The sequence below is a fragment of the Pseudomonas sp. CMR5c genome (assembly GCF_003850545.1).
Classification (GTDB): Bacteria; Pseudomonadota; Gammaproteobacteria; order Pseudomonadales; family Pseudomonadaceae; genus Aquipseudomonas; species Aquipseudomonas piscis.
In genome coordinates, this window is sequence record NZ_CP027705.1 from 6131856 (window position 1) to 6156283 (window position 24428).

A 24428-nucleotide genomic window follows, 5' to 3' on the forward strand; every position below is an offset into this window, starting at 1 on the left:
GGAAGTGGGGCGAATTATAGAGACATTAAACTCGCCGTCAACACTTATTTTCAGGTTTATTCGGATTTAAGCGTAATGCGCGCAAAAGCCTTCTTGCCGGCCTGGCAGACATAGGTAGAACCCAGCACACATATAAAGGCACGATCCACTACCTGACCATCCACGCGCACACCGCCAGACCCGAGAAGATCGCGAGCCGCGGCGGAGTTCTTCACCAGCCCTGCCTTATTAAGGACAGCAGCAATCGGCATATCTTCATCCGCCACCAGCTCAACCTCTGGCAGGTCATCCGGAAGCTCGCCATCCTTCATACGGTTACCGGCAGCACGATGAGCATTCGCAGCAGCTTCTTCGCCATGGAAACGCGCCACGATCTCTTCGGCCAGCTTGATCTTGATATCGCGCGGGTTGGTACCAGCCTCCACGTCAGCCCGGAATGCATTGATTTCATCCATCGAGCGGAAGCTGAGCAGTTCGAAATAGCGCCACATCAAGGCATCAGGGATGGAAACCAGCTTGCTGTACATCACTCCCGGTGCTTCCTGGATACCTACATAGTTACCCAGGGACTTGGACATCTTCTTGACGCCATCCAGCCCTTCAAGCAAAGGCATCGTCAGGATGCACTGCGCTTCCTGGCCATAGCTACGCTGCAGCTCACGCCCCATCAGCAAGTTGAACTTCTGATCGGTACCACCCAACTCGACGTCGGCACGCAGGGCTACCGAGTCGTAGCCTTGCACCAGCGGATAGAGGAACTCGTGAATGGCGATCGGTTGATTGGTGGAGTAGCGCTTGTCAAAGTCATCTCGCTCCAGCATGCGCGCAACCGTGTACTGGGAAGTCAGGCGAATAAAGTCCGCCGGCCCCATCTTGTCCATCCAGGTTGAGTTGAATGCCACTTCGGTCTTGGCGGGATCCAGGATCTTGAAGACCTGGTTCTTGTAGGTTTCGGCGTTATCCAGAACCTGCTCGCGAGTCAGCGGTGGCCGAGTAGCGCTCTTGCCACTTGGATCGCCGATCATCCCGGTGAAGTCGCCGATCAGGAAGATCACCTTGTGCCCCAGCTCCTGGAACTGGCGCAGCTTATTAATAAGCACTGTATGACCGAGATGCAGGTCCGGAGCAGTCGGGTCGAAGCCTGCCTTGATACGTAGCGGCTCGCCACGCTTGAGCTTCTCGATCAGCTCGGACTCGACCAACAACTCTTCCGCACCACGTTTGATCAGCGCTAGCTGTTCTTCAACCGACTTCATAACAGACCCGCAAGGCTCAGATTCAAAAAGGAACCAACCATACAAGATCACGGACTAATTACAAGTTTTGCCCGGCGTACGGATACATCAGGAGACGGGAGTGTCCGTGCGCTTGCGTCACAGATGATTTGGTTATATTTTATACAGTTATTTCATCTTCATCATGTCATTCATCTTTTCCATTTCATCTTTTCAAAGTCAAATTACCTATGAGCACCGAACCGCCTAAAGCGCCACCGCTTTATCCGAAGAGCCACCTGCTCGCCGCCAGCGGCATAGCAGCCCTCCTCAGCCTGGCCTTGCTGGTATTTCCTTCCAGCGATGTCGAGGCAAAGAAAACGACATTGAGTCTTGATCTGGAAAGTCCGATCGAGCAACTGCGACAAGATCAAGACGCTGCATCCGTCGAGCAAGCCACAAATGAGGCGGTTGCATCGCCATTTGCGCAGATCGACGACGCAGCCCAAGCCCCCACCGAAACGGCCGAAAGCGAGCCAGCCCCTCCCATCGCGGAAGAACCCAAGGCTCCAGGACATCGAGAAGTCATAGTCGCGAAGGGTGACACCCTCTCGACCCTGTTCGAGAAGGTCGGCCTGCCAGCCACGGCTGTCCATGAGGTGCTGGCCAGCGACAAGCAAGCCAAGCAATTCTCCCAGCTCAAGCACGGCCAAAAGCTCGAGTTCGAGCTCTCGCCCGACGGCCAGTTGAACAAGCTTCACAGCAAGGTCAGCGACCTTGAGACCATCACCCTGACCAAGGGCGCCAAAGGCTTCTCCTTCGCCAAGGTCACCACCAAGCCGGTAGTTCGCTCAGCCTATGTCCACGGGATCATCAACAGCTCCCTGTCGCAATCCGCTGCCCGCGCCGGCCTTTCCCATAGCCTGACCATGGATATGGCCAACGTCTTCGGTTATGACATCGACTTCGCTCAGGACATTCGCCAAGGCGACGAGTTCGATGTGATCTACGAGCAGAAGGTGGTCAACGGCAAGGTGGTGGGCACCGGCAATATCCTCTCCGCGCGCTTCACCAACCGCGGCAAGACCTACACCGCCGTGCGCTACACCAACAAGCAAGGCTCCAGCAGCTACTACACCGCAGACGGCAACAGCATGCGCAAGGCGTTCATCCGCACCCCTGTGGACTTCGCCCGTATCAGCTCGCGCTTCTCCGCCGGCCGCAAGCATCCCATCCTGAACAAGATCCGCGCCCACAAAGGGGTCGACTATGCCGCGCCACGAGGCACGCCAATCAAGGCCGCCGGCGATGGCAAGGTCCTGCTGGCAGGTCGTCGCGGTGGTTACGGCAACACCGTGATCATCCAGCACGGCAATACCTACCGCACCCTCTACGGCCACATGCAAGGCTTCGCCAAAGGCGTCAAGACCGGCGGCTCGGTGAAACAGGGTCAAGTGATCGGCTACATCGGCACCACCGGCCTGTCCACTGGACCGCATCTGCATTATGAGTTCCAGGTCAACGGCGTCCACGTCGACCCTCTGGGCCAGAAGCTGCCCATGGCCGACCCAATCGCCAAAGCCGAGCGCGCGCGCTTCCTTCAGCAGAGCCAGCCGCTGATGGCCCGCATGGACCAGGAAAAGGCCACGATGCTGGCCTCGAGCAAGCGCTGAGCCATGGCGCTTTATATAGGAGTGATGTCCGGGACCAGTCTTGATGGCCTGGACATCGCCCTGATCGAGCAGAGCCCGGCGATCAAACTGGTCGCCACCCACTACATTCCCATGCCCTCTTCCTTGCGCGCCGAGCTCCTGAGCTTGTGCGCCAGCGGCCCCGATGAGATCGCCCGCTCCGCCATCGCCCAGCAGCACTGGGTCCAACTGGCGGCCGAGGGCATCCAGGCCCTACTGCGACAACAGCAGCTGCAGGCCCTGGATATCCGGGCCATCGGTAGCCATGGGCAAACCGTACGCCATGAGCCGAGCCGCGGCTTCACCATACAAATCGGCAACCCAGCGCTACTTACCGAGCTCACTGGAATCACCGTCGTCAGTGATTTCCGTAGCCGTGACGTAGCCGCGGGCGGGCAAGGCGCCCCCCTGGTCCCGGCATTTCATGAAGCACTGTTCGAGCAGCGCTCGGGCAACCGGGCAGTCCTGAACGTGGGCGGTTTCAGCAACCTGAGCCTGATCGAAACCGCCAAGCCAGTCGCCGGCTTCGACTGCGGACCAGGCAACGTACTGCTCGATGCCTGGATCCAGTTGCAGCGCGGAGAGAGTTTCGATCGCGGCGGCCAATGGGCTGCCAGTGGCCAGGTCGATCCATTGCTCTTGAAGACCCTGCTCAGCGACTCGTTCTTCGCCACTCGCGGGCCAAAGAGTACGGGACGCGAAGTCTTCAACCTCCCATGGTTGCAGCAGCAATTGGCGCAACACCAGACCATCACCGCCGAGGATGTCCAGGCCACGCTGCTGGAGTTGACCGCACAGACCATTGTCGAGTCCCTGCAATCTGCCCAGGACTCCACCCAGGAGTTGCTGGTATGTGGCGGCGGCGCTCACAACACCGCCCTGATGCAACGCCTGGCGACCCTGCTACCGGCGACCCAGGTCAACAGCACCGCGATTTATGGCGTGGATCCGGACTGGGTAGAGGCCATGGCCTTCGCCTGGCTGGCCCATTGCTGCCTGGAGGGAATTGCCGGCAACCGCCCTAGCGTTACTGGTGCACGCGGCCCACGCATCCTCGGTGCTATCTATCCCACCTAAGCACCAGACAGCAGAACGCCGCAGGGTCATGGACCACTGCGGCGCTCTAAAACGGCTCTTGCTGATCGATCAGATCGAGAACGACGATCCACAACCACAGGTAGTGGTGGCATTAGGGTTCTTGATCACGAAACGCGAACCTTCCAGGCCTTCCTGGTAGTCCACCTCAGCACCTGCCAGGTACTGGAAACTCATGGGGTCGACAACCAGGCTCACACCTTCGCGCTCAACGATGGTGTCATCCTCGGCCACTTCTTCATCGAAGGTGAAACCGTACTGGAACCCCGAACAACCGCCGCCCGTAACGAATACGCGCAGCTTCAAGCGATCATTACCCTCTTCATCGACCAGGGTCTTCACCTTGTGCGCTGCACCTTGAGTGAATTGCAAAGCCGTGGGGGTGAAGGATTCAACGCTCATGCTGACTATCTCCCGGCGTTACGCCGCCATACTGCGTGATGACGCGCATTATCCGCTTCTCCCAGAAAAGCGGTCAACTATTGTTACGGTATATCAATAGTCGTACAGCAATGCCCAGAACGCAAAAAGGCCCGTCAAACGGGCCTTTTTCTCCAACGCAACAACGACCCTAAGGCAGCATGCCCGCATGGGACAGGCCCAGGCGCTCATCCAGGCCGAACAGGATGTTGAGGTTCTGGACGGCCTGGCCGGAAGCGCCCTTGACCAGGTTGTCGATCACCGACAGCACCACCACCAAGTCATCACCTTGCGGCCGGTGCACGGCAATCCGGCAGACGTTGGCACCACGCACGCTACGGGTCTCGGGGTGGCTCCCTGCCGGCATCACATCGACGAACGGCTCGTTGGCATAGCGTTTCTCGAACAGCGCCTGCAGATCGACCGACTTGTCCACGACAGTGGCATAGAGCGTGGAGTGGATACCCCGGATCATTGGCGTCAGGTGCGGCACGAAGGTCAAGCCGACGTCCTTGCCCGCCGCCCGGCGCAGGCCCTGGCGGATTTCCGGCAGGTGGCGGTGACCCTTGACCGCATAGGCCTTCATGCTCTCGGAGGTTTCGGAATACAGCGAGCCCACGCTGGCACCACGGCCTGCACCGCTGACACCGGACTTGCAGTCGGCAATCAGACGGGACGTATCAGCCAGGCCAGCTTCCAGCAGCGGCAGGAAGCCCAGCTGGGTCGCCGTCGGATAGCAGCCCGGAACCGCAATCAGGCGCGCCTGCTTGATCTTCTCGCGATTGACCTCCGGCAAACCGTAGACCGCTTCGTCCAGCAGCTCGGGAGCACCGTGGGGCTGGCCATACCACTTGGCCCACTCATCGGCGTCCTGCAGGCGAAAGTCCGCCGACAGGTCGATGACCTTGGTTCCGGCAGCCAGCAGCTCGCCAGCCAGCGCATGGGCCACGCCGTGAGGGGTGGCGAAGAACACCACGTCGCAGGCGCCGAGGGTCTTGATATCAGGCACGCTGAAAGACAGGCCGTCATAGTGGCCACGCAGGTTCGGATACATGTCGGCTACGGCCAGGCCCGCCTCGGATCGCGAGGTGATGACCTCTACCCGCGCCTGTGGGTGCTGTGCCAGCAGACGCAATAGCTCGACCCCGGTGTAACCCGTGCCGCCGACGATACCGACCTTGACCATAAACCTTGCCCTCAACGAACCCACTGGAAAGCTGCCGATAATAGGGGCGGCAACCCCCTGCGACAACCGTCAAGGTGACGTATGGACGCTCTAGCCTCTACTATCGCGCCACCGTGAATCTGGGGGATAACCAAAAATGCTCTATCTATGGCTCAAGGCCTTTCATATCGTCAGCGTGGTCTGCTGGTTCGCCGGCCTGTTCTACCTGCCGCGCCTGTTCGTCTATCACGCCCAAAGCGAGGACAGCATCAGTCGCGAGCGTTTCTGCGTCATGGAGCGCAAGCTCTATCGTTTCATCATGGGCCCGGCAATGATCGCAGCGCTGGTCTTCGGCATCGGGCTGATCAGCCTCAATCCCGGCGCCTACTTCAGCCAGGGCGGCTGGATGCACGCCAAGCTCACCCTGGTAGTGATACTGATCGGCTACCACCACATGTGCGGCGCCCAGGTGAAACGCTTTGCCCGTGGCGAAAACGCCCGCAGCCATGTCTTTTATCGCTGGTTCAATGAAGTACCGGTTCTGTTATTGCTGGCTATTGTAATTCTGGTCGTCGTACGACCGTTCTAACTCTATCTAGCTGCTTTCCCGGGGGTATACCGATGTCTCTGCCCGCTTTGCTCGAACAACGCTTGCGCCTGCCCGTCGTGGCGGCACCGATGTTCCTGATCTCCAATCCAGAACTGGTTCTGGCCTGCTGTCGCAACGGCGTGGTCGGCAGCTTTCCGGCGCTCAACCAGCGTGAAAGCAGTGGGTTCAAGGCCTGGCTGGAGGAGATCGAAGCGGGCCTGGCCAACCTGGAGAATCCTGCGCCCTATGCCGTGAACCTGATCGTGCACAACAGCAACCCCCGATTGCAGGCCGATCTGCAGATCTGCATCGAGCACAAGGTACCGATCGTCATCACCAGCCTGGGGGCGGTCAAGGAAGTGGTGGATGCCGTACACAGCTACGGCGGCCTGGTATTCCATGACGTGACCACTCGCCGCCATGCGGAAAAAGCCGCCGAGGCCGGGGTCGATGGGCTGATCGCCGTCGCTGCGGGAGCCGGTGGCCATGCCGGGACCTGGAGCCCGTTCTCGCTGGTCGCCGAGATCCGCCAGTTCTTCGACAAGACCCTGCTGCTGGCCGGCTGCCTGAACCACGGGCATGAGATTCTCGCCGCCCAGGTGCTGGGCGCCGACCTCGCCTACCTCGGCACCCGTTTCATCGCCACCAGCGAAAGCCACGCGCCCCAAGGCTACAAGGACATGCTCCTGGGCTCCCATGCCGCCGATATCGTGCACACCGCCGCCGTATCCGGAGTGCCCGCCAGCTTCATGCGCCAGAGCCTGGAGAACGCCGGCTTCGACGTGGCTGCCCTGCAAGGCAAGGGCGAGGTCAACTTCGGGGCCAAGCTCAAACCCATCAGCGACGAGGCCAAGGCCTGGAAAACCGTCTGGTCCGCCGGCCAGGGCGTTGGCGAGATCGACGACCTACCCGGCATCGACCAGTTGATCGAGCGCCTGGACAAGGAGTACCGCCGGGCCCAGGAACGTTGTGCCCAGCTACCCAAACGCTGGCCACGATAACCAGTTCTCATAGTTTTTTGGCCAGCCGGGGGGCGCTGGCCTTAAACTACGCGACTTTATGTAAGCCTTCATTTCAAGTGACAGGGAAGCCCCCATGAGCGAGATCCGCTACAAAATCGTCTTCGACGGCACTTTGCTGCCCGGTGTCGAAAAGTCCACCGCGCAACTGAACCTCGCAGAACTGTTCAAGACCGATACCGCAGCAGTGGAGCGTCTGTTCAGCGGCCAACCGGTCGAACTCAAGCGCGACCTGACCCAGGCCGATGCCCAGCGCTATCTCGAAGCCCTGAAAAACGCCGGCCTCGATGCTCGGATCGAAGCCGAACCAGGCCTGGAGCTGAACCTGGAGGCCGTAACCCCGGCCGCATCGCGCCCAGCCAACGTCGCGGATTCGCCTTACGCGCCGCCACAGGCCACCGTCGGCGACGCCGTTCCCCAATACGCGACACTCAACGTCTTCAGCTTCGAAGGGCGTATCGGCCGCCTGCGCTACCTGGCCTGGACCCTGGTGCTGACCGTGGCCCTGTTGGCGGTGATCGGTGCCGGTGCCTTGTTCGGTGTCATTACCACAGCAGTCCTCAACTCCACCCTGCTCATGGGCCTGGGAATTCTCGCCGGCGCCGTGGTGTTCATCGGCTTCATCGTCGTCAGCATCCAGATCAGCGTACAGCGCCTGCATGACCTGGGCTGGTCGGGCTGGCTGTGGCTGCTGAACTTCGTGCCCATCGTCGGCAGCGTCTTCCCCCTGGTGCTGATGGTCAGCCCCGGCAGCAACGTGGCCAACCGCTATGGCGCCCCACCGCCGCCCAACACCACTGCGGTCAAGGTCCTGTCCTGGATGTGGGTGGTGCTGCTGGTCGCGATCATCATCGGCATGGTCGCTGGCGGCCTGAGCTCCCTGGAAGACCGCTACAGCGAAACCAGCTACAGCGAATCCTACGACTCCAGCAGCGACGAGGCCGAAAGCGCTGCCGATGCCGCGGCCGCAGCGGCTGAAGCCGCCGATGCAGCGAGCACTGTAGAATCCGAGGAAGAATAAACGCGTCCGAGCCTGCGACCCTTCCCGTCGCGGGCCGTCGGCCGTTGCGATGGAGAACTGCATGACCCGTTACGCTCTGATCACCGGTGCTTCCAGCGGCATAGGCCTGGCCATGGCCGAAGCCCTGGCCCGGCGTGGCCGCAACCTGCTACTGGTGGCCCGCCAGCGTGATCAGCTGGAAAGCATCGCCCTGGAACTGACCCAGCGCTTCGGCGTCGAGGTCCTGTTCCGCGCCTGCGACCTGGGCGAGCCCCTGAGGCTGTCCGGGTTCCTGCTGGAGCTGGAGGAAGGTGACCGGCAGATCGACCTTTTGGTCAACTGCGCCGGCATCGGCACCAGCGGGCCGTTCCTGGCTCAGGACTGGATGACCGAGCAGGACCTGATCGAAGTCAACATCCTCGCCCTCACCCGCCTGTGCCATGCCCTGGGCAACAGCATGGCGTTGCTGGGCGGCGGGCAGATCCTCAATGTCGCTTCGGTGGCCGCTTTCCATCCCGGCCCCTGGATGAGCACCTACTACGCCAGCAAGGCCTATGTCCTGCATTTCTCCGAAGGGCTGCGCGAAGAACTGAAAAAATGCGCGGTCAAGGTCTCGGTACTCTGCCCCGGGCCGACCCGGACCGCCTTCTTCCAGAACGCCCAGATGGACACCCGCAAGGTCGACGACAGCAAGTGGCTCATGAGTCCCGAAGAAGTGGCGCTGTATACCGTCCGAGCCCTGGAGAAGAACCGCGCCATCATCATTCCCGGGCGCCTGAACCGCTGGATGGCCCAGCTTGGCCGCCTGAGTTCACGCTGGTTGACCCGCAAGATCGTCGGCTACGTCAACCGAGCCTACTGCCCACGCTAGACACCCCGTCGGGGCTGGGCGCAGGGCTTGCGCCTGAGTACACTCAGCCCGGACCAACCAATGGAGAAACAGCTGTGGATACTCTGTTCACCAAGATCATCAACAGAGAAATACCCGCGAAGATCATCTACGAGGACGACCAGGTCCTGGCCTTCCACGACATTGCCCCGCAAGCGCCGGTGCACTTTCTGGTGATCCCGAAGAAACCCATCCGGACCCTCAACGACCTCACCGAGGACGACAAGGCCCTGGCCGGACACATCCTGTTCACCGCCCAGCGCCTGGCCAAGGAGCAAGGCTGCGAGGATGGCTTCCGGGTGGTGATGAACTGCAATGAGATGGGCGGCCAGACCGTCTACCACATTCACATGCACGTCCTGGGTCAGCGCCAGATGAACTGGCCTCCGGGCTGATCGAACATCCCCTCTTCCAGCGCCCTTGCGCCCGCCCCGGGCGAAGGTGCGCTGATCCAGCGCAGGTTTCACCCCATCGATTGGAGTAAACTGGCCGCCGTGATTCTTCCCGGAGATAAGCATGACTACCCAACGTCACTACTCGCCGATCGACCGCCTGCTGCTGCAAGCCGATATGGCCATGCGCACGCTGCTGCCGTTCAGCGGCCAACCTTATCGCCCGTCGCCGGCCATCGTGCAGCCGGAAGCGCAGATGAGTGACGAGGACACCCGGCACGTGGCCGGCCTGATGCGCATCAACCATACCGGGGAAGTCTGTGCCCAGGCGCTGTACCAGGGCCAGGCCCTGACCGCCAAGTTGCCCGAAGTGCGCCAAGCCATGGAGCACGCGGCCGAAGAAGAAATCGACCACCTGGCTTGGTGCGAGCAACGCATCCGCCAGTTGGGTAGCCATACCAGCGTACTCAATCCGCTGTTCTACGGGCTGTCGTTCGGTATCGGCGCCGCCGCCGGGCTGATCAGCGACAAGGTCAGCCTCGGGTTCGTCGCCGCCACCGAGGACCAGGTCTGCAAGCACCTGAACGACCACCTGGAGCAATTGCCGCCCGAGGACGAAAAATCCCGGGCCATCCTCGAGCAGATGCGCATCGACGAAGAACACCATGCCGAGACCGCCCTCGAAGCGGGCGGCTTCCGCTTCCCGGCACCGGTGAAATTCGGCATGAGCCTGCTGGCCAAGGTCATGACCAAGAGCACCTACCGGATCTGAAAGCGAAACAAGAAGGGCGCCCCCAGGGCGCCCTTTTCTTTTGCCGCTGCCTGGGTTCAGCCCAGCTCGACGATCTCGTAGTCATGGGTAATGGCCACGCCGGCGGCGCCGAGCATGATCGAGGCCGAGCAGTACTTCTCGGCGGACAGCTCCACGGCGCGCTTGACCTGGGCTTCCTTCAAACCACGGCCCTTGACCACGAAGTGCAGGTGGATCTTGGTGAAGACCTTGGGATCTTCACTGGCACGCTCGGCCTCCAGGAAGGCCTCGCAGCTCTCGACCGCCTGGCGGGACTTTTTCAGGATGCTGACCACATCGAAGTTACTGCAACCGCCCACGCCCAACAGGAGCATTTCCATGGGACGCACACCCAGGTTGCGCCCACCGGCCTCAGGCGGACCATCCATCACCACCACGTGGCCACTGCCCGACTCACCGAGGAACATGGCCTCTCCAGCCCATTGGATGCGTGCCTTCATCGCCCAGACTCCACTGCTTTTAAAAAAGGGTCGCCAGCTTAGCACAGGGGTTTGGACTCGCAGCGAGCGGCATCTTGATGCCAAAAGCGACCTACCTGTAAGAAAATTCTTAAATCTGCCTAGGATGTGTCTGTTAAGCTGACGCCAAATGAATGGCGCATCGCCAGCTTTATGCGCCGATGCTTTCCGCCCCATAAGAAAACCACCCCATACCGTGCAGGCTTTCCGGGATACAACCATGGTTGCTATTGCCCCAACTCCCAAGATCAAACACCTCGACAAGCTGCTGGTGCACTGTCAGCGCCGTCGCTACCAGGCCAAGAGCAACATCATCTGCGCCGGTGACGTAGCCGACAGCCTGTACTTCATCATCAAGGGTTCGGTGACCATCCTCATCGAAGACGATGATGGCCGGGAGATGATCATCGCCTACCTCAACGCCGGGGACTTCTTCGGCGAGCTGGGGCTGTTCGAGGACGCGGGACACGAGCAACTGCGTAGCGCCTGGGTCCGGGCCAAGGTGGAATGCGAAGTGGCCGAGATCAGCTACGCCAAGTTCCGCGAGTTGTCGCAGAGCGATCCGGACATCCTCTATGCGCTCAGCGGCCAGATCGCCCAACGCCTGCGCGACACCACTCGCAAAGTGGGCGACCTGGCCTTCTTCGATGTGACCGGGCGTGTCGCCCGTTGCCTGCTGGAACTGTGCAAGCAGCCGGACGCCATGACTCATCCGGACGGCATGCAGATCAAGGTCACCCGCCAGGAGATCGGGCGCATCGTCGGCTGCTCCCGGGAAATGGTCGGTCGCGTCCTCAAGGATCTGGAAGAGCGCAACCTGGTGAACGTCAAGGGCAAGACCATGGTGGTCTTCGGTACCCGCTAGCCCGGCAGGAAACTGCCGAGCATCTGTCGATACAGATTGTCCAGGCGCGCCATGGCATCCGGGGCGGCAAACGCTTCATGCAAGGCGATATGGCTTTCGGCCCGGCAACGCTGCTCCAGTGCGCAAGCCTGGTTGAAGGTATTGACCGCTCCCACCATGGATTCGCGCTCGTCATCCAGCAGCAGCGCCCCATGCACCAGGCCCACCGGCCGCTGACCACCTTTGCTCTGGCGCCAGCGCTGGGCCGTGCCGACCATCTTGCGGCCATTGAGATTGACGTTGAACCGCCCATCGCAGAAGGCCCCCTCCACTTCCCCCAGCGACGGATTGCCGCCCAGTTCGCTGAGCAGATCGCAGATCGGCTGGCATAGGCGCCGGTAGGCGGTTTCGATCCGGCCCTGGTCGCCTTCGCTGCGCGGCGGGGCATACACCAGCGCGATATTCACCGTGGCCGCCGATTGCGGCACCGGCTCGCCGCCGGTTTCTCGCAGCAATACCGGCCAGCCATTGGCTCGCGAGGCCTCGCAGGCCTGTTCGAACCCCGGCAAGCGGCTCAAGCGCCGGGGCATCACCAGCGCCCGGTCACTGGGCTGCCAGAACAGCAGGCCGAATTCCTGGTCACCGGCACAAACCTGGGCCAGCAGATCCTGCTCGGCCTGCAGGCCGGCTTCGACGGTAAGCGCGAGGGGTTGGGTCATGGCAGCGGCAATTCCTTGGCAATAATCATGAAAAAGCCGGCATTGCCGGCTCGTTCATCGTCTCAGGTTCAGTCCAGGGTCGAGCCCGTCACCGGCACGCCACGCTCCGGGAAGAACAGGCGCTGCAACTCGGTGCCCGGGTTCTCGGCCCGCATGAAGGCCTCGCCCACCAGGAACGAATAGACGTCGCTGATCTCCATCAACTCGACATCGGCACGGTTGAGGATGCCGCTCTCGGTAATCACCAGGCGCTCGCGAGGAATCCGCGGCAGCAGGTCGAGAGTGGTTTCCAGATCGACCTCGAAGGTGTGCAGGTTGCGGTTGTTGACCCCGACCAGCGGCGTGTCGAGGGTCTTCAGCGCCCGCTCGAGTTCATCGCCATCGTGTACTTCCACCAGTACATCCAGGCCAACGCCCTTGGCCACCGATGCCAGCTCGGCCATTCGCCCGTCGTCCAGCGCGGCGACGATCAGCAGCACGCAATCGGCGCCCAGGGCCCGGGCCTCGACGATCTGGTAGGGATCGATCATGAAGTCCTTGCGGATCACCGGCAGCTTGCACGCCGCTCGCGCCTGCTGCAGGTAGAGGTCGGCACCTTGGAAATAATCCACGTCGGTGAGCACCGACAGGCAAGTGGCGCCGCCCTTCTCATAACTCTTGGCGATATCGGCAGGCACGAAGTCCTCGCGGATCACGCCCTTGCTTGGCGAGGCCTTCTTGATCTCGGCGATCACCGCTGGCTGCTTGAGCTTGACCTGCTCCTGCAGCGCCTTGGCGAATCCACGCGGAGCATCGGCCGCCCGGGCCAGGCTCTCCAGCTCGGCCAGGGTGACGCGCGCGCTGCGCTCGGCAACCTCCTCGACCTTGCGGGCGAGGATATTCTCCAGAACTGTCGGCACACTCATCCTTCATTCTCCTGCTTGAACACCGCGGTAAAGGCTCCCAACTCCTCGAGCTTCTCCCGGGCAAGGCCGGTGTGCAAGGCATCGTGGGCCAGGGCCACCCCTTCTTTGAGGCTGCTGGCGTGATCCGCAGCATACAAAGCGGCGCCGGCATTGAGCACGATCATCTCGGCGGCCTTCTGGCCATGTTCGGTCTTGCGCCGCCCCAGGGCATCACGGATCAGCTCCAGGGAAGCCGCCGGGCTCTCCACCACCAGGCCGAACAGGCTCTGGCTCTTGATGCCCAGATCTTCCGGCTGCACCCAATATTCGGTGATCTGGTCGTTTTTCAGCTCCGCGACATAAGTCGGCGCCGCCAGGCTGAATTCGTCCAGGCCATCCTGGGAATGCACCACTAGCACATGCTTGCTGCCCATGCGCTGCAGCACTTCGGCCAACGGCCGGCACAGGGCCTGGGTGAACACGCCCACTACCTGGTGCTTCACGCCAGCCGGATTCGTAAGCGGGCCGAGCATGTTGAACAGGGTGCGCAGGCCCAGGTCACGACGCGGGCCGGCGGCATGTTTCATGGCGCCATGGTGGGATTGGGAGAACATGAAGCCAATGCCGACGTTGTCGATGCAGCGCGCCACCTGGACCGGGGTCAGGTTCAGGTAGACACCCGCCGCTTCCAGCAGGTCGGCGCTGCCGCTCTTGCCGGATACCGCGCGGTTGCCATGCTTGGCCACGGTGCAGCCGGCGGCGGACACCACGAACGCCGAAGCGGTGGACACGTTGAAGATGTTGGCGCCGTCACCGCCGGTGCCGACCACATCCACCACGCCGTCGAGGGTCTTGAGTTCGACCTTGTCGGCCAGCTCACGCATCACCGACACGGCACCGACGATCTCGTCGATGCTTTCGCTCTTCATGCGCATGGCCATCATGAAGGCGCCAATCTGCGCATCGGTGCATTGGCCGGTCATGATCTCGCGCATGACATCGCGCATCTCATCGGTGCTCAGGTCCAGGTGGCCGACGATACGGCTCAGGGCAGTCTTGATATCCATGAAAAGTCCTTAGCGCGTGCCGCCGCTCTGTTTGAGGAAGTTGGCGAACAGCTCGTGGCCCTGCTCGGTGAGGATGGATTCAGGGTGGAATTGCACACCCTCGATGTTCAGTGTCTTGTGCCGCAGCCCCATGATCTCGTCCACGGAGCCGTCGTCCAGTTGGGTCCAGGCGGTGATCTCCAGGCACTCGGGCAGGGTCTCGCGCTTGACCACCAGGGAGTGGTAGCGGGTCACGGTCAGCGGCATGTTCAGGCCGCTGAACACCCCCAGGTCACGGTGGAATACCGGGCTGGTCTTGCCATGCATCACCTGGCGGGCCCGCACCACCTGGCCGCCGAAGGCCTGGCCGATGGACTGGTGGCCCAGGCAGACGCCGAGGATCGGCAGCTTGCCGGCGAAATGCATGATGGCCTCGATGGAAACCCCGGCCTCGGTCGGCGTGCAGGGACCTGGGGAGACCACGATGCGCTCGGGCTTGAGCGCCTCGATCTCGGCCACGGTCAGTTCGTCATTGCGCACCACCTTCACCTCGGCACCCAGTTCGCCCAGGTACTGCACGACGTTATAGGTAAAGGAGTCGTAGTTATCGATCATCAGCAACATAGGTGGAAACTCCTCAAGCCTTGGATGCGGGGGTTTGTTCAGCCAGTGCCACGGCACGGAACATTGCACGACGCTTGTTCAGCGTCTCTTCCCACTCCAGGGTCGGGACCGAGTCGGCGACGATGCCGCCGCCGGCCTGGACATGCAGTTCACCATCCTTGATCACCGCCGTGCGGATGGCGATGGCGGTATCCATGTTGCCGTTCCAGGCGAAGTAGCCCACGGCTCCGCCATAGATCCCGCGCTTGACCGGCTCCAGTTCGTCGATGATTTCCATGGCGCGGATCTTCGGTGCGCCGGACAAGGTGCCCGCCGGCAGGATCGCCCGCAGTGCGTCCATCGCGGTCAGGCCTGCCTTCAGTTGGCCGGTGACGTTGGACACGATATGCATCACGTTGGAATAACGCTCGATGACCATCTTCTCGGTGAGCCGCACCGAGCCGATTTCCGAGACCCGCCCGGTGTCGTTGCGCCCCAGGTCGATCAGCATCAAGTGCTCGGCGATCTCCTTGGCGTCGGACAACAGGTCCTGTTCCAGGGCCAGGTCGGCTTCCTCGGTGGCGCCCCGCGGACGAGTACCGGCGATCGGCCGCACGGTGATCAGGTTGTCCTCGACCCGCACCAGCACCTCCGGCGAACTGCCCACCACGTGGAAGTCACCGAAGTTGAAGAAGTACATGTAGGGAGTCGGGTTGAAGCAGCGCAAGGCCCGGTACAGGTCGATGGGTGCGGCGTGGAAGTCGATGGACATGCGCTGGGACGGCACCACCTGCATGCAGTCACCGGCCAGGATGTACTCCTTGATGGTGTCCACCGCACGCTCGTAGTCGCCCTGGGTGAAGCTGGAGCGGAATACCGGCTCGGCGGCCGGCGGGCGGTCCAGGTCCAGGCCGCGACGTGGCGTGATCGGCTGGCGCAGCTGCTCGAGCAACTCTTGCAGGCGCGCCTGGCCAGCTTCATAGGCATTGTCCTGGCTCGGATCGGCCAGCACGATGGCGTGCATCTTGCCCGCCAGGTTGTCGAACACCACCACCGCATCGGAAACCATCAGCAGGATGTCCGGTACGCCGATCGGGTCGGGGTTCGGGCACTGGCCCAGCCGAGGCTCCACATAACGCACGCAGTCATAACCGAAATACCCCACCAGGCCACCGTTGAAGCGTGGCAGGCCGGCGATGGTCGGGACGTTGTAGCGCGCCTTGAATTGTTCGACGAAGGCCAACGGGTCGGCCACTTCGTGGCTTTCGATCTCGACGCCGTCGTGGGTCACGCTGACCCGGTAGCCGTGCACCCGCAGGACGGTGCGGCACGGCAGGCCGATGATCGAGTAGCGTCCCCATTTCTCGCCGCCCTGCACCGACTCCAGGAGGTAGGAGTTGGGCTGGTCGGCCAGTTTCAGGTAGATCGACAACGGGGTGTCGAAGTCGGCAATGGTCTCGCAGGCCAGCGGGATACGGTTGTAGCCGGCTGCGGCCAGGCGCAGGAATTCTTCGCGAATCATGGGATGCCTCGTGGCTTGAGGGTCTAACAGTCAGGTATGCAAACACGCCGGCAGGGCCGGCCAGACAAAAATCAGGCGCGCCAACGCCAACGGGCCAAGGCCTTGATGACTTTCATCCAGAGTTTGCGAGTGACCACCACGATGGAATTTCCAGAAGGGGATGGGACAGCGTCGGGCAACGTTATCTCAGCGGCAGGTTCTAAGCAACCGGGGATCAGCGCCCGCAAGTCGTCGATTACCAGGGCCGGGGACTCCTCGGCAATCGGCCGTCCATGGTTGTAGCCGTAGCTCAGCGCCACGCACTTGACCCCCGCCGCCCGCGCCGCCAGCACGTCGCTGCGCGAGTCGCCGACGAACAGCGACTGCGAGGCCGGGATGCTGGCCATCTTCATCACGAAGAACAGCGCCGCCGGGTCGGGCTTCTTCTGCGGCAGGGTATCGCCGCCGATGATCCAGCGGAAATAGCGACCGATGCGCATCTGGTCCAGCAAGGGCGCGACGAAGCGCTCGGGCTTGTTGGTGATCAGCGCCAGCTCCACGCCCTGCTTGTACAACCACTTGAGGGTCTCGCGCGCACCGGGATAGACCACGGTCAGCTCATGGCTACCCTCGTAGGCAGCGTTGAACAGCTCCAGGGCCTGGGCGACTTCGGCATCGTCGATGTCCTGGGGATCCAGGCTGTTGGCCAGGGCCCGGCGCACCAGCATCGGTGCACCATTGCCGACCCACTGGCGCACCGCCTCGATCCCCGCGGGCGGACGGCCCAGCTCGAGCAGCATCTGGTCCACGGCGGCGGCCAGGTCGGGCACCGAGTCGACCAGGGTGCCATCCAGGTCGAACATCACCAGCCGTGGCAGCTTCCCCGAGAACAGCTGCTCGAAGGCACTCATGATCGAGCCAGCGCCAGCTCGGCGCGCATCTTCTCGATCACTTCCTGGTAGTTGGGTGCATTGAAGATCGCCGAACCGGCGACGAAGGTGTCTGCACCGGCCGCAGCGATCTCGCGGATGTTGCCAACGTTCACGCCACCGTCGATCTCCAGGCGGATGTCCCGGCCGCTAGCGTCGATCAATGCCCGCGCTTCACGCAGCTTGTCCAGGGTGCCGGGAATGAACTTCTGGCCACCGAAGCCCGGGTTGACGCTCATCAGCAGCACCATGTCGACCTTGTCCATCACGTACTTGAGCACGTCCAGCGGGGTCGCCGGGTTGAACACCAGGCCGGCCTTGCAGCCACCCTCGCGGATCATCTGCAGGGAACGGTCCACATGCAGCGTGGCCTCGGGGTGGAAGGTGATGTAGGTGGCGCCCGCCTCGATGAAGTCGCCGATGATGCGATCCACCGGGCTGACCATCAGGTGCGCATCGATCGGCGCAGTGATCCCGTACTTGCGCAGTGCAGCGCAGACCATCGGACCGATGGTCAGGTTCGGCACATAGTGGTTGTCCATGACATCGAAGTGGACGATATCGGCACCGGCGGCCAGGACATTGTCCACTTCCTCGCCCAGGCGGGCGAAGTCGGCGGAAAGAATCGACGGAGCAATAGCGAAGGGCTGCATGACGCACCTTTTTTGAGCGGAATCACGATGGCGCGCATTGTATACCTCATGCTTTGGAGCGCACACCGTCACGGCAATGATCAGTAGGCCGCCCGATAGATCTGCTCGATATCGGCGGGGCTCAGCCGGCGCGGATTGTTGCGCATCAGCCGCTCGATACCGGCGGCCTCCCGGGCCATGGCTGGGATCGCGTCCTCCGGCACGCCGAAACCGCGCAGGCCAGTGGGAATTTCCACGGCGGCGCACAAATCGGCCATGGCCTCTACGGCCCGGTCCGCCGCTTCGCTGGCGCTCAAGCGCGCCGTGCGCACGCCCATGGCGGCGGCGATATCCTGCATGCGCTCGACGCAGGCCATCTTGTTCCAGGTCATGACGTAGGGCAGCAACAAGGCATTGCTGACCCCATGGGACATATGGAAGCGCCCGCCCAACGGATAGGCCAGGGCATGCACCGCCCCTACCCCGGCGTTACCGAAAGCCATGCCGGCCATCAGGCTGGCCGTGGCCATGTCCTCCCGGGCCTCTAGGTTGGCCGGATTGGCGAACGCCTTGGGCAGGGCCCTGGCGATCAGGCGGATGGCCCCCAGGGCCAGGGAATCGGTGATGGGCGAGGCATTGAGCGACAAGTAGGCTTCCACCCCGTGCACCAGGGCGTCGACACCGCTGGCGGCAGTGACATGGCGCGGGCAGGTCAGGGTCATCTGCGGGCTGACCAGCGCCACATCCGGCAGCAGGTAGTCACTGACGATGCCCTTCTTCAACTGTGCGGCCTTGTCGGAAAGGATCGCCACGTTGGTCACCTCCGAGCCGGTACCGGCGGTGGTGGGAATGGCGATCAGCGGTGGCCCCTTGCGCGGCACCAGGTCGACGCCGAACAGGTCCTCCAGGGCGCCGTGGTAACCGGCATAGGCCGCCACGCTCTTGGCGATATCGATGGCGCTGCCACCGCCCAGGCCGATCAGGCCGTCGTGCCCGCCATCACGATAGACCTGCATGCAGTCCTCGACGATGGCGATTTCCGGATCCGGCCGTACCCGGTCGAAGATCTCGTAGTCGCGCGCCCCCAGGTGGGCCAGCGCCAGCGCCACGGTGCCGGATTCGACCAACGCGGCATCGGTGACGATCAGCGGGTTATCCACATCCAGGCGGGTCAGTTCGGTGGCCAGTTGCTCGATGGCGCTGGTGCCGGTGAGCAGCTTATGGGCGATCTTGAAAGAGGAAATACTCATGCGCGCAGCCTCTTGTATAGAGATGGGAGCCGGCACAAGCGTAGCTGGGGATTGCACAACCGGACCGCCGCGATGCCCGATCGGCATCGCCACGGCCCGTTGCCGGCGGTCCAGGCCTCAGGCCGCCTCGTTCTTCGCCACTGCATGGGCCTTCACCCCGGGTTCCGGCCGAGCCTCTGGCGCCGGGGCGTCAGGACTGTCCAGGTCCTTGGTGAAGGTATTGTCGTTCTCGCCCTTGAAGAAGTTCTTGCCGTAGATCAGCAGGCACAGCACCACGCCGATGGCGAAGCCCCAGCTCGCGCCCTTGATCGCCAATACCGCGCCGATCACCCCGGCGATGCCCAGGTCGCGCTGGCTGCGGGCCTCGAGAATGCCCAGGCGCACGCTGACATAACCCTGGATCAGCAGGGTCAGGGCCAACGCCACCCCGAGGATCGGCTGCACCAGGGTCACCACCGGCAACAGCAGCAAGCCGGTGTTGGTGCCCCAGCGGAACGAACCCATGCCGCCATAGATCGAGCCCATGGCCTTGGGCCCGCCCTTGAAGCGTTCGATGATGACCACCAGCATTGCCGCCCATTTCGGGCCGCACATGGCGATGTCCGGGCCGAAGATGCTCATGAAGGCGTTACGCCCACCGAAGATCAGGTGCGAACGGTCCGGGTCGTAGTCCACCTTCTCGTCCTTGCGGATCTGCCCGGCCTCGTCCAGCAACACCTTGGCGCTCAGCACATCGCCAAAGACGATGATGTACACCGCCAGCATGGTCGGCAGCGCGCTGAGGAACATCGACAGCGGCGGCATGCCCAGGCCGAATACCGTGTAGTTGTTCCACAAGCCGGCGAAGTCCGGTTTGCTCAGGCCCCACTGGATGGTCGGCCACGGCGCTTCGCCGAACAGCGGCGCCAGCACCACCGCCAGCAGGATGATCGGCAGGATCCCCAGCTTGGCGAAGTTCCACCAGAAGCGGCTCTGCAACTTCAACTTGGCGAAGTGCTGGGAAAAGATCAGGTAGAAGGCGATGCCGATGGCGATGGAAATGGTCCAGGGAAAGCTGTCGAACTTGCCGCCCACCTGGAACACCGTGGTCACCGCGCTGAGCCCGGCGCCCACGATGACCCCCGACTTGATCGCCGATGGCACGAACCCCACCACCTTGCGCGCCATGCCGGTAGCGCCCAGGGCAATGGAGAACACTCCGAGCATCAGCTGGAAGGCGATCAGCGCATGGACCCGCTCCGGCCCCACCGGGAACTGTGCGCAGTAAGCCATCAACAATGGCACCGCCGGGGTGATCCAGCCGGGCACCACCGGGTCGCCCAGCAGATGGTGGGCCAGGTACAACAGGCCATTGAGCATGACCACGGCCAGGGCCATTTCGAAGGGCATGCCGAGGAATTCGGTCATCAACGGGATGGCCGCCAGGTCCACGGCGCACATCAGCAAGCCCTGCAGGTAGTCCGGCAGCTCGAGCTTGTAGTGGATGAACGGCAAGCGCACCTTGAACGGGCCAAGGGCGAAATACGGCGTTTCGTGCCGGGTGTCGGAAGGGGTTGGCATCAACTGCACCTGTCTTATTGGTATTGGTGGCGGTGTAAGGCGCCCCACGCCAGCCCGGCGTGGGGCAGGTCGCTCAATAGGCGGCCCGGTAGATCTGCTCGATATCGGCAGCGTTCAGCTGGCGCGGGTTGTTGCGCATCAGGCGCTCGATGCCCGCGGCCTCCACGGCCATGGCCGGGATCGCCTCCTCCGGCACGCCGAAGCTGCGCATGCCGGTGGGAATAGCCACCGCTGCGCACAACGCCGCCATGGCCTTGACCGCCTGCTCCGCCGCTTGCTCGTCACTGAGGCCGATGACGGGCACATCCATGGCCTGGGCGATGTCCCGCAGGCGCTCGACGCAGGCCAGCTTGTTCCAGGCCATGACATAGGGCAGCAGCAGCGCATTGCTCACACCGTGGGCGATGTTGAAGCGCCCGCCCAGGGGATAGGCCAGGGCGTGCACCGCGCCGACCCCGGCATTGCCGAAGGCCATGCCGGCCATCAGGCTGGCGCTGGCCATGTCTTCCCGGGCCTGCAGGTGCCCGGGGTTGGCATAGGCCTTGGGCAGCGCCTTGACGATCAGGCGGATCGCCCCCAGGGCCAGGGCATCGGTGATCGGCGAGCCGTTGAGCGACAAGTAGGACTCCACCGCATGCACCAGCGCGTCGATACCGCTGGCTGCGGTTACGCTGCGCGGGCAGGTCAGGGTCATGGCCGGACTCACCAGCGCTACGTCCGGCAGCAGGTAGTCACTGACGATGCCTTTTTTCAGCTGGGCCTGCTTGTCCGAGAGGATCGCCACGTTAGTGACTTCCGAGCCGGTGCCGGCCGTGGTGGGGATGGCAATCAAAGGTGGGCCCTTGCGCGGCACCTGGTCGATGCCGAAAAGCTGCTCCAGCGCACCTTCATGGCCGGCGAAGGCGGCCACGGCCTTGGCGATGTCGATGGCACTGCCGCCGCCCAGGCCGATCAGGCCGTCATGGCGACCGGCGCGATAGGCATTGGCGCACTCCCGGACGATGGCGACCTGCGGTTCGGGCTCGACCCCATCGAAGATCCCATGGCTGCGCCCACCCATGTGGGCCACAGCCAGGTCCACGGTGCCGCAGGCCACCAGGATCGCATCGGTGACGATCAGCGGATTGTCGACCCTGAGGCGCGCCAGCTCGGCGTCCAGTTGCTCGATGGCCCCCTGGCCGGTAATCAGTTTGTTGGCAATTTTGAATGCACGGATGCTCATCGGTTCGGCCTTGATTCATTGTTGTGGCAAGAGCGCCGCCAGGCGGGCTCTCGTATGGGCTCGAAGCTTGTAGAGCGAAAGCTGTGCCAAGACGCCAGAAGCCTTGGTTTACAAGGCTCGGGCAGTAGATTCCGGGAAATGACCGGGGCGTCGCGATTGTTTTGTTGATCGCCAGCGGGGCTTCTGATCAGGATCCTAATCAGAGTGTTCCCAGCGTTTCATTTTCTGCACCACCGTGGCCTGGCTCACGCCCAGGGCCTTGGCGGCCAGGCGGGTGGTCTTGTGCAGTTGCAAGGCCGCGCGGATGGCCTGGCGCTCGGCGTTCTCCACCACTTTGCGCAGGGGCAGGCGGCTGTCGTCGAGATTGCGCGCCTGCTGCCCGACCAGCTCCTCCGGCAGGTCCAGGGCCTCGATCACCTGCCCCGGGCAAGTCACCACCAGGCGCTCCACCACATTGATCAGCTCGCGGATGTTCCCCGGCCAGGCGTATTCGCCCAAATGCTCCAGGGCTTCCAGGCTCCATTGCACCTGCCGCTGGTAGCGCTGGTTGAAGTGCTCCAGGTAGTACTCCAGCAAGGGGCCGATCTCCTCGCTGCGCTCGCGCAGGGCCGGGATGGCGATCGGCACCACGTTCAAGCGGTAATAGAGGTCGGCGCGAAACTTGCCCTCGGCCACCCGCTGCTTGAGGTCGTGATGGGTGGCGCTGACGATCCGCACATCCACCTCCTTGAGCTCCAGGCCGCCCACGGGGATGAAGCGGTTCTCCTCGATGACCTTGAGCAACTTGACCTGCACCGCCAGCGGCAGGTCGCCGATCTCGTCGAGAAACAGCGTGCCGTTGTGGGCCAGCTCCAGCAGCCCGCGCTTGCCCTTGCTGCCCGCGCCGGTGAACGCCCCCGGGGCGTAGCCGAACAGCTCGGCCTCGATCAGGTTCTCCGGCAAGGCTCCGCAGTTGAGGGCCAGGAACGGTTCCGCGGCGCGAGCGCTGGCATTGTGGATGAACTGCGCCACCAGGGTCTTGCCGACCCCGGTTTCCCCTTGCAGCAGCACCTTGACGTCGCAGTCGGCCACTTGCCGGGCCTGGGCGAAGATCCGCCCGGAGACTTCCTGGTCGGCCATCAGCGGCGATTGCAGGAGATCGTCACGCTGGCCGGCGTGCAGCCGCGCGGTGCTGTTGCGCAGTTGCTTGAGTTGCTGCAGCTCGTCGCGCTCGCGCTTGATACGCAGCAGCTCGGTCATGTCGCGCACGGTGCTGACCACATAGCGGATGCTCCGGTCGGCGGCGAGGATCGGCGTGGCGCTGACCAGCAGCTTCTTGCCCTGGCTGAGGCTCTGCATCATCGAGACCGGCCGGCCATCCTGCAGGACCCGCAACGATGCAGACTGGGAAATCACCCCGCTTTTCACCAGTTCCTGCATCGGCCGCCCCAGCAGCTCGGCGCCGTTCAGGCCGGTGAGACGCTCGTAGGCCTGGTTGACCTTGAGGGTCTGGCCCTGGCCGTCGGTGATGTAGACACCGTCATGCAGTGCATTGAGCAGCTCTTCGAAACTGGCATCGTTGAAGTTCACCCGTGACTCCGCAGTAAGCATGGCAAGCACGCAGTTTACGGGTGAACGCCAGGCAGCGGCACGCCGGCGGCCTCGACGTTAGTCCAAGGCCGCCAAGGGCATCAGGCCTGGGCAGTGCGCAGTTTTTCGCTGCGCCCGCGCAGCCATTCCAGGGTCAACAGCAGGATCACCGAGAAGGCGATCAGCAGCGTGGCCGCGGCGGCGATGGTGGGGCTGAGGTTCTCGCGAATACCACTGAACATCTGCCGGGGCAGCGTCGCCTGCTCGGGTCCGGCGAGGAACAGGGTCACCACCACTTCGTCGAACGAGGTGGCGAAGGCGAACAACGCACCACTGATCACGCCCGGAGCGATCAACGGCAGGGTCACCCGGCGAAAGGTGGTCAGCGGCGAGGCGCCCAGGCTGGCCGCCGCCCGCACCAGGTTGTGGTTGAAGCCCTGCAAGGTCGCCGAGACGGTGATGATCACGAACGGCACCCCGAGCACCGCATGCACGATGATCAGCGACAAGAAGCTGTTGCCCATGCCCAGCGGAGCGAAGAACAGGTAGCTGGCGACCCCGATGATCACCACCGGCACCACCATCGGCGAGATCACCAGGGCCATGACCAGCGACTTGCCGGGAAAATCGCCGCGGGTCAGGCCGATGGCCGCCAGGGTGCCGAAGACCATGGCCAGCACAGTGGCCGCCGGGGCCACGATGATGCTGTTCTTCAGGGCGCGCATCCATTCGGCGGAGGCGAAGAAGTCCTGGTACCAGTGCAGCGAGAAGCCCTGCAGCGGATACACCAGGAAGCTGCCCGAGTTGAACGACAACGGGATGATCACCAGCACCGGCAACACCAGGAACAGCAGGATCAAGCCGCAGAGGATCCGCAAGCTGTAGAACCAGACCCGCTCGACGGGCGACATGTAGGGGCTCAGCAT

At 63.0% G+C, this 24428-nt stretch carries 25 protein-coding genes; 9 read left to right on the forward strand and 16 right to left on the reverse strand.

What is annotated here, in order from left to right:
- Positions 1-56: 56 nt before the first annotated feature.
- Complete coding sequence (gene tyrS / locus C4K40_RS28365) at positions 57-1256, reverse strand: tyrosine--tRNA ligase (protein WP_053137560.1); 1200 nt, start codon at positions 1254-1256, stop codon at positions 57-59.
- Between the two features lie 209 nt (positions 1257-1465).
- On the opposite strand from tyrS, the gene C4K40_RS28375 reads away from it, so the two are divergent.
- Together C4K40_RS28375 and C4K40_RS28380 are read left to right on the forward strand one after the other, a co-directional pair.
- Positions 1466-2887: a peptidoglycan DD-metalloendopeptidase family protein gene (locus C4K40_RS28375; protein ID WP_031320628.1), complete on the forward strand. Its 1422-nt coding sequence runs from the start codon at positions 1466-1468 to the stop codon at positions 2885-2887.
- A gap of 3 nt (positions 2888-2890) precedes the next feature.
- Positions 2891-3982, forward strand: coding sequence for an anhydro-N-acetylmuramic acid kinase (locus C4K40_RS28380; protein ID WP_053137562.1), 1092 nt, complete (start codon positions 2891-2893; stop codon positions 3980-3982).
- 69 nt (positions 3983-4051) lie between these two features.
- Here C4K40_RS28380 and erpA read toward each other — a convergent pair whose 3' ends face one another.
- Both erpA and argC read right to left on the reverse strand, forming a co-directional pair.
- Entirely contained in the window at positions 4052-4402 is a 351-nt protein-coding gene (erpA, locus tag C4K40_RS28385) for an iron-sulfur cluster insertion protein ErpA (RefSeq protein WP_011063789.1), read from the reverse strand.
- Positions 4403-4571: 169 nt separating this feature from the next.
- On the reverse strand, positions 4572-5606 hold the full coding sequence (argC, locus tag C4K40_RS28390) for an N-acetyl-gamma-glutamyl-phosphate reductase (protein WP_053137563.1): 1035 nt from the start codon (positions 5604-5606) through the stop codon (positions 4572-4574).
- 136 nt (positions 5607-5742) lie between these two features.
- Here argC and hemJ point away from each other — a divergent pair, with 136 nt between their 5' ends.
- The 6 genes from hemJ to coq7 all read left to right on the forward strand — a co-directional run bounded on the left by hemJ (position 5743) and on the right by coq7 (position 10246).
- Entirely contained in the window at positions 5743-6174 is a 432-nt protein-coding gene (hemJ, locus tag C4K40_RS28395) for a protoporphyrinogen oxidase HemJ (RefSeq protein WP_053137565.1), read from the forward strand.
- A gap of 32 nt (positions 6175-6206) precedes the next feature.
- The gene (locus tag C4K40_RS28400) at positions 6207-7175 is read left to right on the forward strand and encodes a nitronate monooxygenase family protein (RefSeq protein ID WP_053137567.1); all 969 of its coding nucleotides are present in this window, start codon (positions 6207-6209) and stop codon (positions 7173-7175) included.
- Positions 7176-7269: 94 nt separating this feature from the next.
- A complete protein-coding gene (locus C4K40_RS28405; protein ID WP_053137570.1) occupies positions 7270-8214 on the forward strand; it encodes a DUF805 domain-containing protein in 945 nt (314 codons plus the stop codon).
- Between the two features lie 61 nt (positions 8215-8275).
- Positions 8276-9064 carry an SDR family oxidoreductase gene (locus tag C4K40_RS28410; protein ID WP_022641394.1) on the forward strand — a complete coding sequence of 263 codons (789 nt, stop codon included), beginning with the start codon at positions 8276-8278 and terminating at the stop codon, positions 9062-9064.
- A 74-nt stretch (positions 9065-9138) separates the two neighbouring features.
- Positions 9139-9477, forward strand: coding sequence for a histidine triad nucleotide-binding protein (locus tag C4K40_RS28415; protein ID WP_022641395.1), 339 nt, complete (start codon positions 9139-9141; stop codon positions 9475-9477).
- A gap of 121 nt (positions 9478-9598) precedes the next feature.
- Positions 9599-10246 (forward strand): 2-polyprenyl-3-methyl-6-methoxy-1,4-benzoquinone monooxygenase, encoded by a 648-nt coding sequence (gene coq7 / locus C4K40_RS28420; RefSeq protein WP_053137573.1) that lies wholly within the window; start codon positions 9599-9601, stop codon positions 10244-10246.
- Between the two features lie 56 nt (positions 10247-10302).
- Here coq7 and C4K40_RS28425 read toward each other — a convergent pair whose 3' ends face one another.
- Positions 10303-10725, reverse strand: a complete 423-nt coding sequence (locus tag C4K40_RS28425) for an OsmC family protein (protein ID WP_031320630.1) — start codon at positions 10723-10725, stop codon at positions 10303-10305.
- 238 nt (positions 10726-10963) lie between these two features.
- Between C4K40_RS28425 and crp the strand changes: the two genes are divergently transcribed.
- Entirely contained in the window at positions 10964-11608 is a 645-nt protein-coding gene (crp, locus tag C4K40_RS28430; protein WP_022641398.1) for a cAMP-activated global transcriptional regulator CRP, read from the forward strand.
- On the opposite strand, the gene C4K40_RS28435 is transcribed toward crp, so the two are convergent.
- From C4K40_RS28435 to C4K40_RS28490, 12 genes are all read right to left on the reverse strand, one after another.
- Positions 11605-12306 (reverse strand): lipoate--protein ligase family protein, encoded by a 702-nt coding sequence (locus C4K40_RS28435; RefSeq protein ID WP_053137576.1) that lies wholly within the window; start codon positions 12304-12306, stop codon positions 11605-11607. The genes crp and C4K40_RS28435 overlap by 4 nt on opposite strands.
- Positions 12307-12374: 68 nt before the next feature.
- A complete protein-coding gene (gene trpC / locus C4K40_RS28440) occupies positions 12375-13211 on the reverse strand; it encodes an indole-3-glycerol phosphate synthase TrpC (protein WP_053137579.1) in 837 nt (278 codons plus the stop codon).
- Positions 13208-14257, reverse strand: a complete 1050-nt coding sequence (gene trpD, locus C4K40_RS28445; RefSeq protein ID WP_022641401.1) for an anthranilate phosphoribosyltransferase — start codon at positions 14255-14257, stop codon at positions 13208-13210. The genes trpC and trpD overlap by 4 nt, the downstream gene beginning before the upstream one ends.
- A gap of 9 nt (positions 14258-14266) precedes the next feature.
- Positions 14267-14860, reverse strand: a complete 594-nt coding sequence (locus tag C4K40_RS28450) for an aminodeoxychorismate/anthranilate synthase component II (RefSeq protein ID WP_022641402.1) — start codon at positions 14858-14860, stop codon at positions 14267-14269.
- Positions 14861-14873: 13 nt separating this feature from the next.
- Positions 14874-16361, reverse strand: coding sequence for an anthranilate synthase component I (trpE, locus tag C4K40_RS28455; RefSeq protein ID WP_022641403.1), 1488 nt, complete (start codon positions 16359-16361; stop codon positions 14874-14876).
- A 71-nt stretch (positions 16362-16432) separates the two neighbouring features.
- Positions 16433-17251, reverse strand: a complete 819-nt coding sequence (locus C4K40_RS28460; protein WP_022641404.1) for a phosphoglycolate phosphatase — start codon at positions 17249-17251, stop codon at positions 16433-16435.
- The gene (gene rpe / locus C4K40_RS28465) at positions 17248-17922 is read right to left on the reverse strand and encodes a ribulose-phosphate 3-epimerase (protein ID WP_022641405.1); all 675 of its coding nucleotides are present in this window, start codon (positions 17920-17922) and stop codon (positions 17248-17250) included. Before rpe ends, C4K40_RS28460 begins: the two co-directional genes overlap by 4 nt.
- A gap of 80 nt (positions 17923-18002) precedes the next feature.
- On the reverse strand, positions 18003-19151 hold the full coding sequence (locus C4K40_RS28470; protein ID WP_053137582.1) for an iron-containing alcohol dehydrogenase: 1149 nt from the start codon (positions 19149-19151) through the stop codon (positions 18003-18005).
- A 117-nt stretch (positions 19152-19268) separates the two neighbouring features.
- Positions 19269-20711, reverse strand: a complete 1443-nt coding sequence (locus C4K40_RS28475; RefSeq protein WP_053137585.1) for a hypothetical protein — start codon at positions 20709-20711, stop codon at positions 19269-19271.
- Positions 20712-20784: 73 nt separating this feature from the next.
- Positions 20785-21933 (reverse strand): iron-containing alcohol dehydrogenase, encoded by a 1149-nt coding sequence (locus C4K40_RS28480; RefSeq protein ID WP_053137588.1) that lies wholly within the window; start codon positions 21931-21933, stop codon positions 20785-20787.
- A gap of 195 nt (positions 21934-22128) precedes the next feature.
- Positions 22129-23502 (reverse strand): sigma-54-dependent Fis family transcriptional regulator, encoded by a 1374-nt coding sequence (locus C4K40_RS28485; protein WP_022641409.1) that lies wholly within the window; start codon positions 23500-23502, stop codon positions 22129-22131.
- A gap of 101 nt (positions 23503-23603) precedes the next feature.
- Positions 23604-24428, reverse strand: a complete 825-nt coding sequence (locus C4K40_RS28490; RefSeq protein ID WP_022641410.1) for an ABC transporter permease — start codon at positions 24426-24428, stop codon at positions 23604-23606.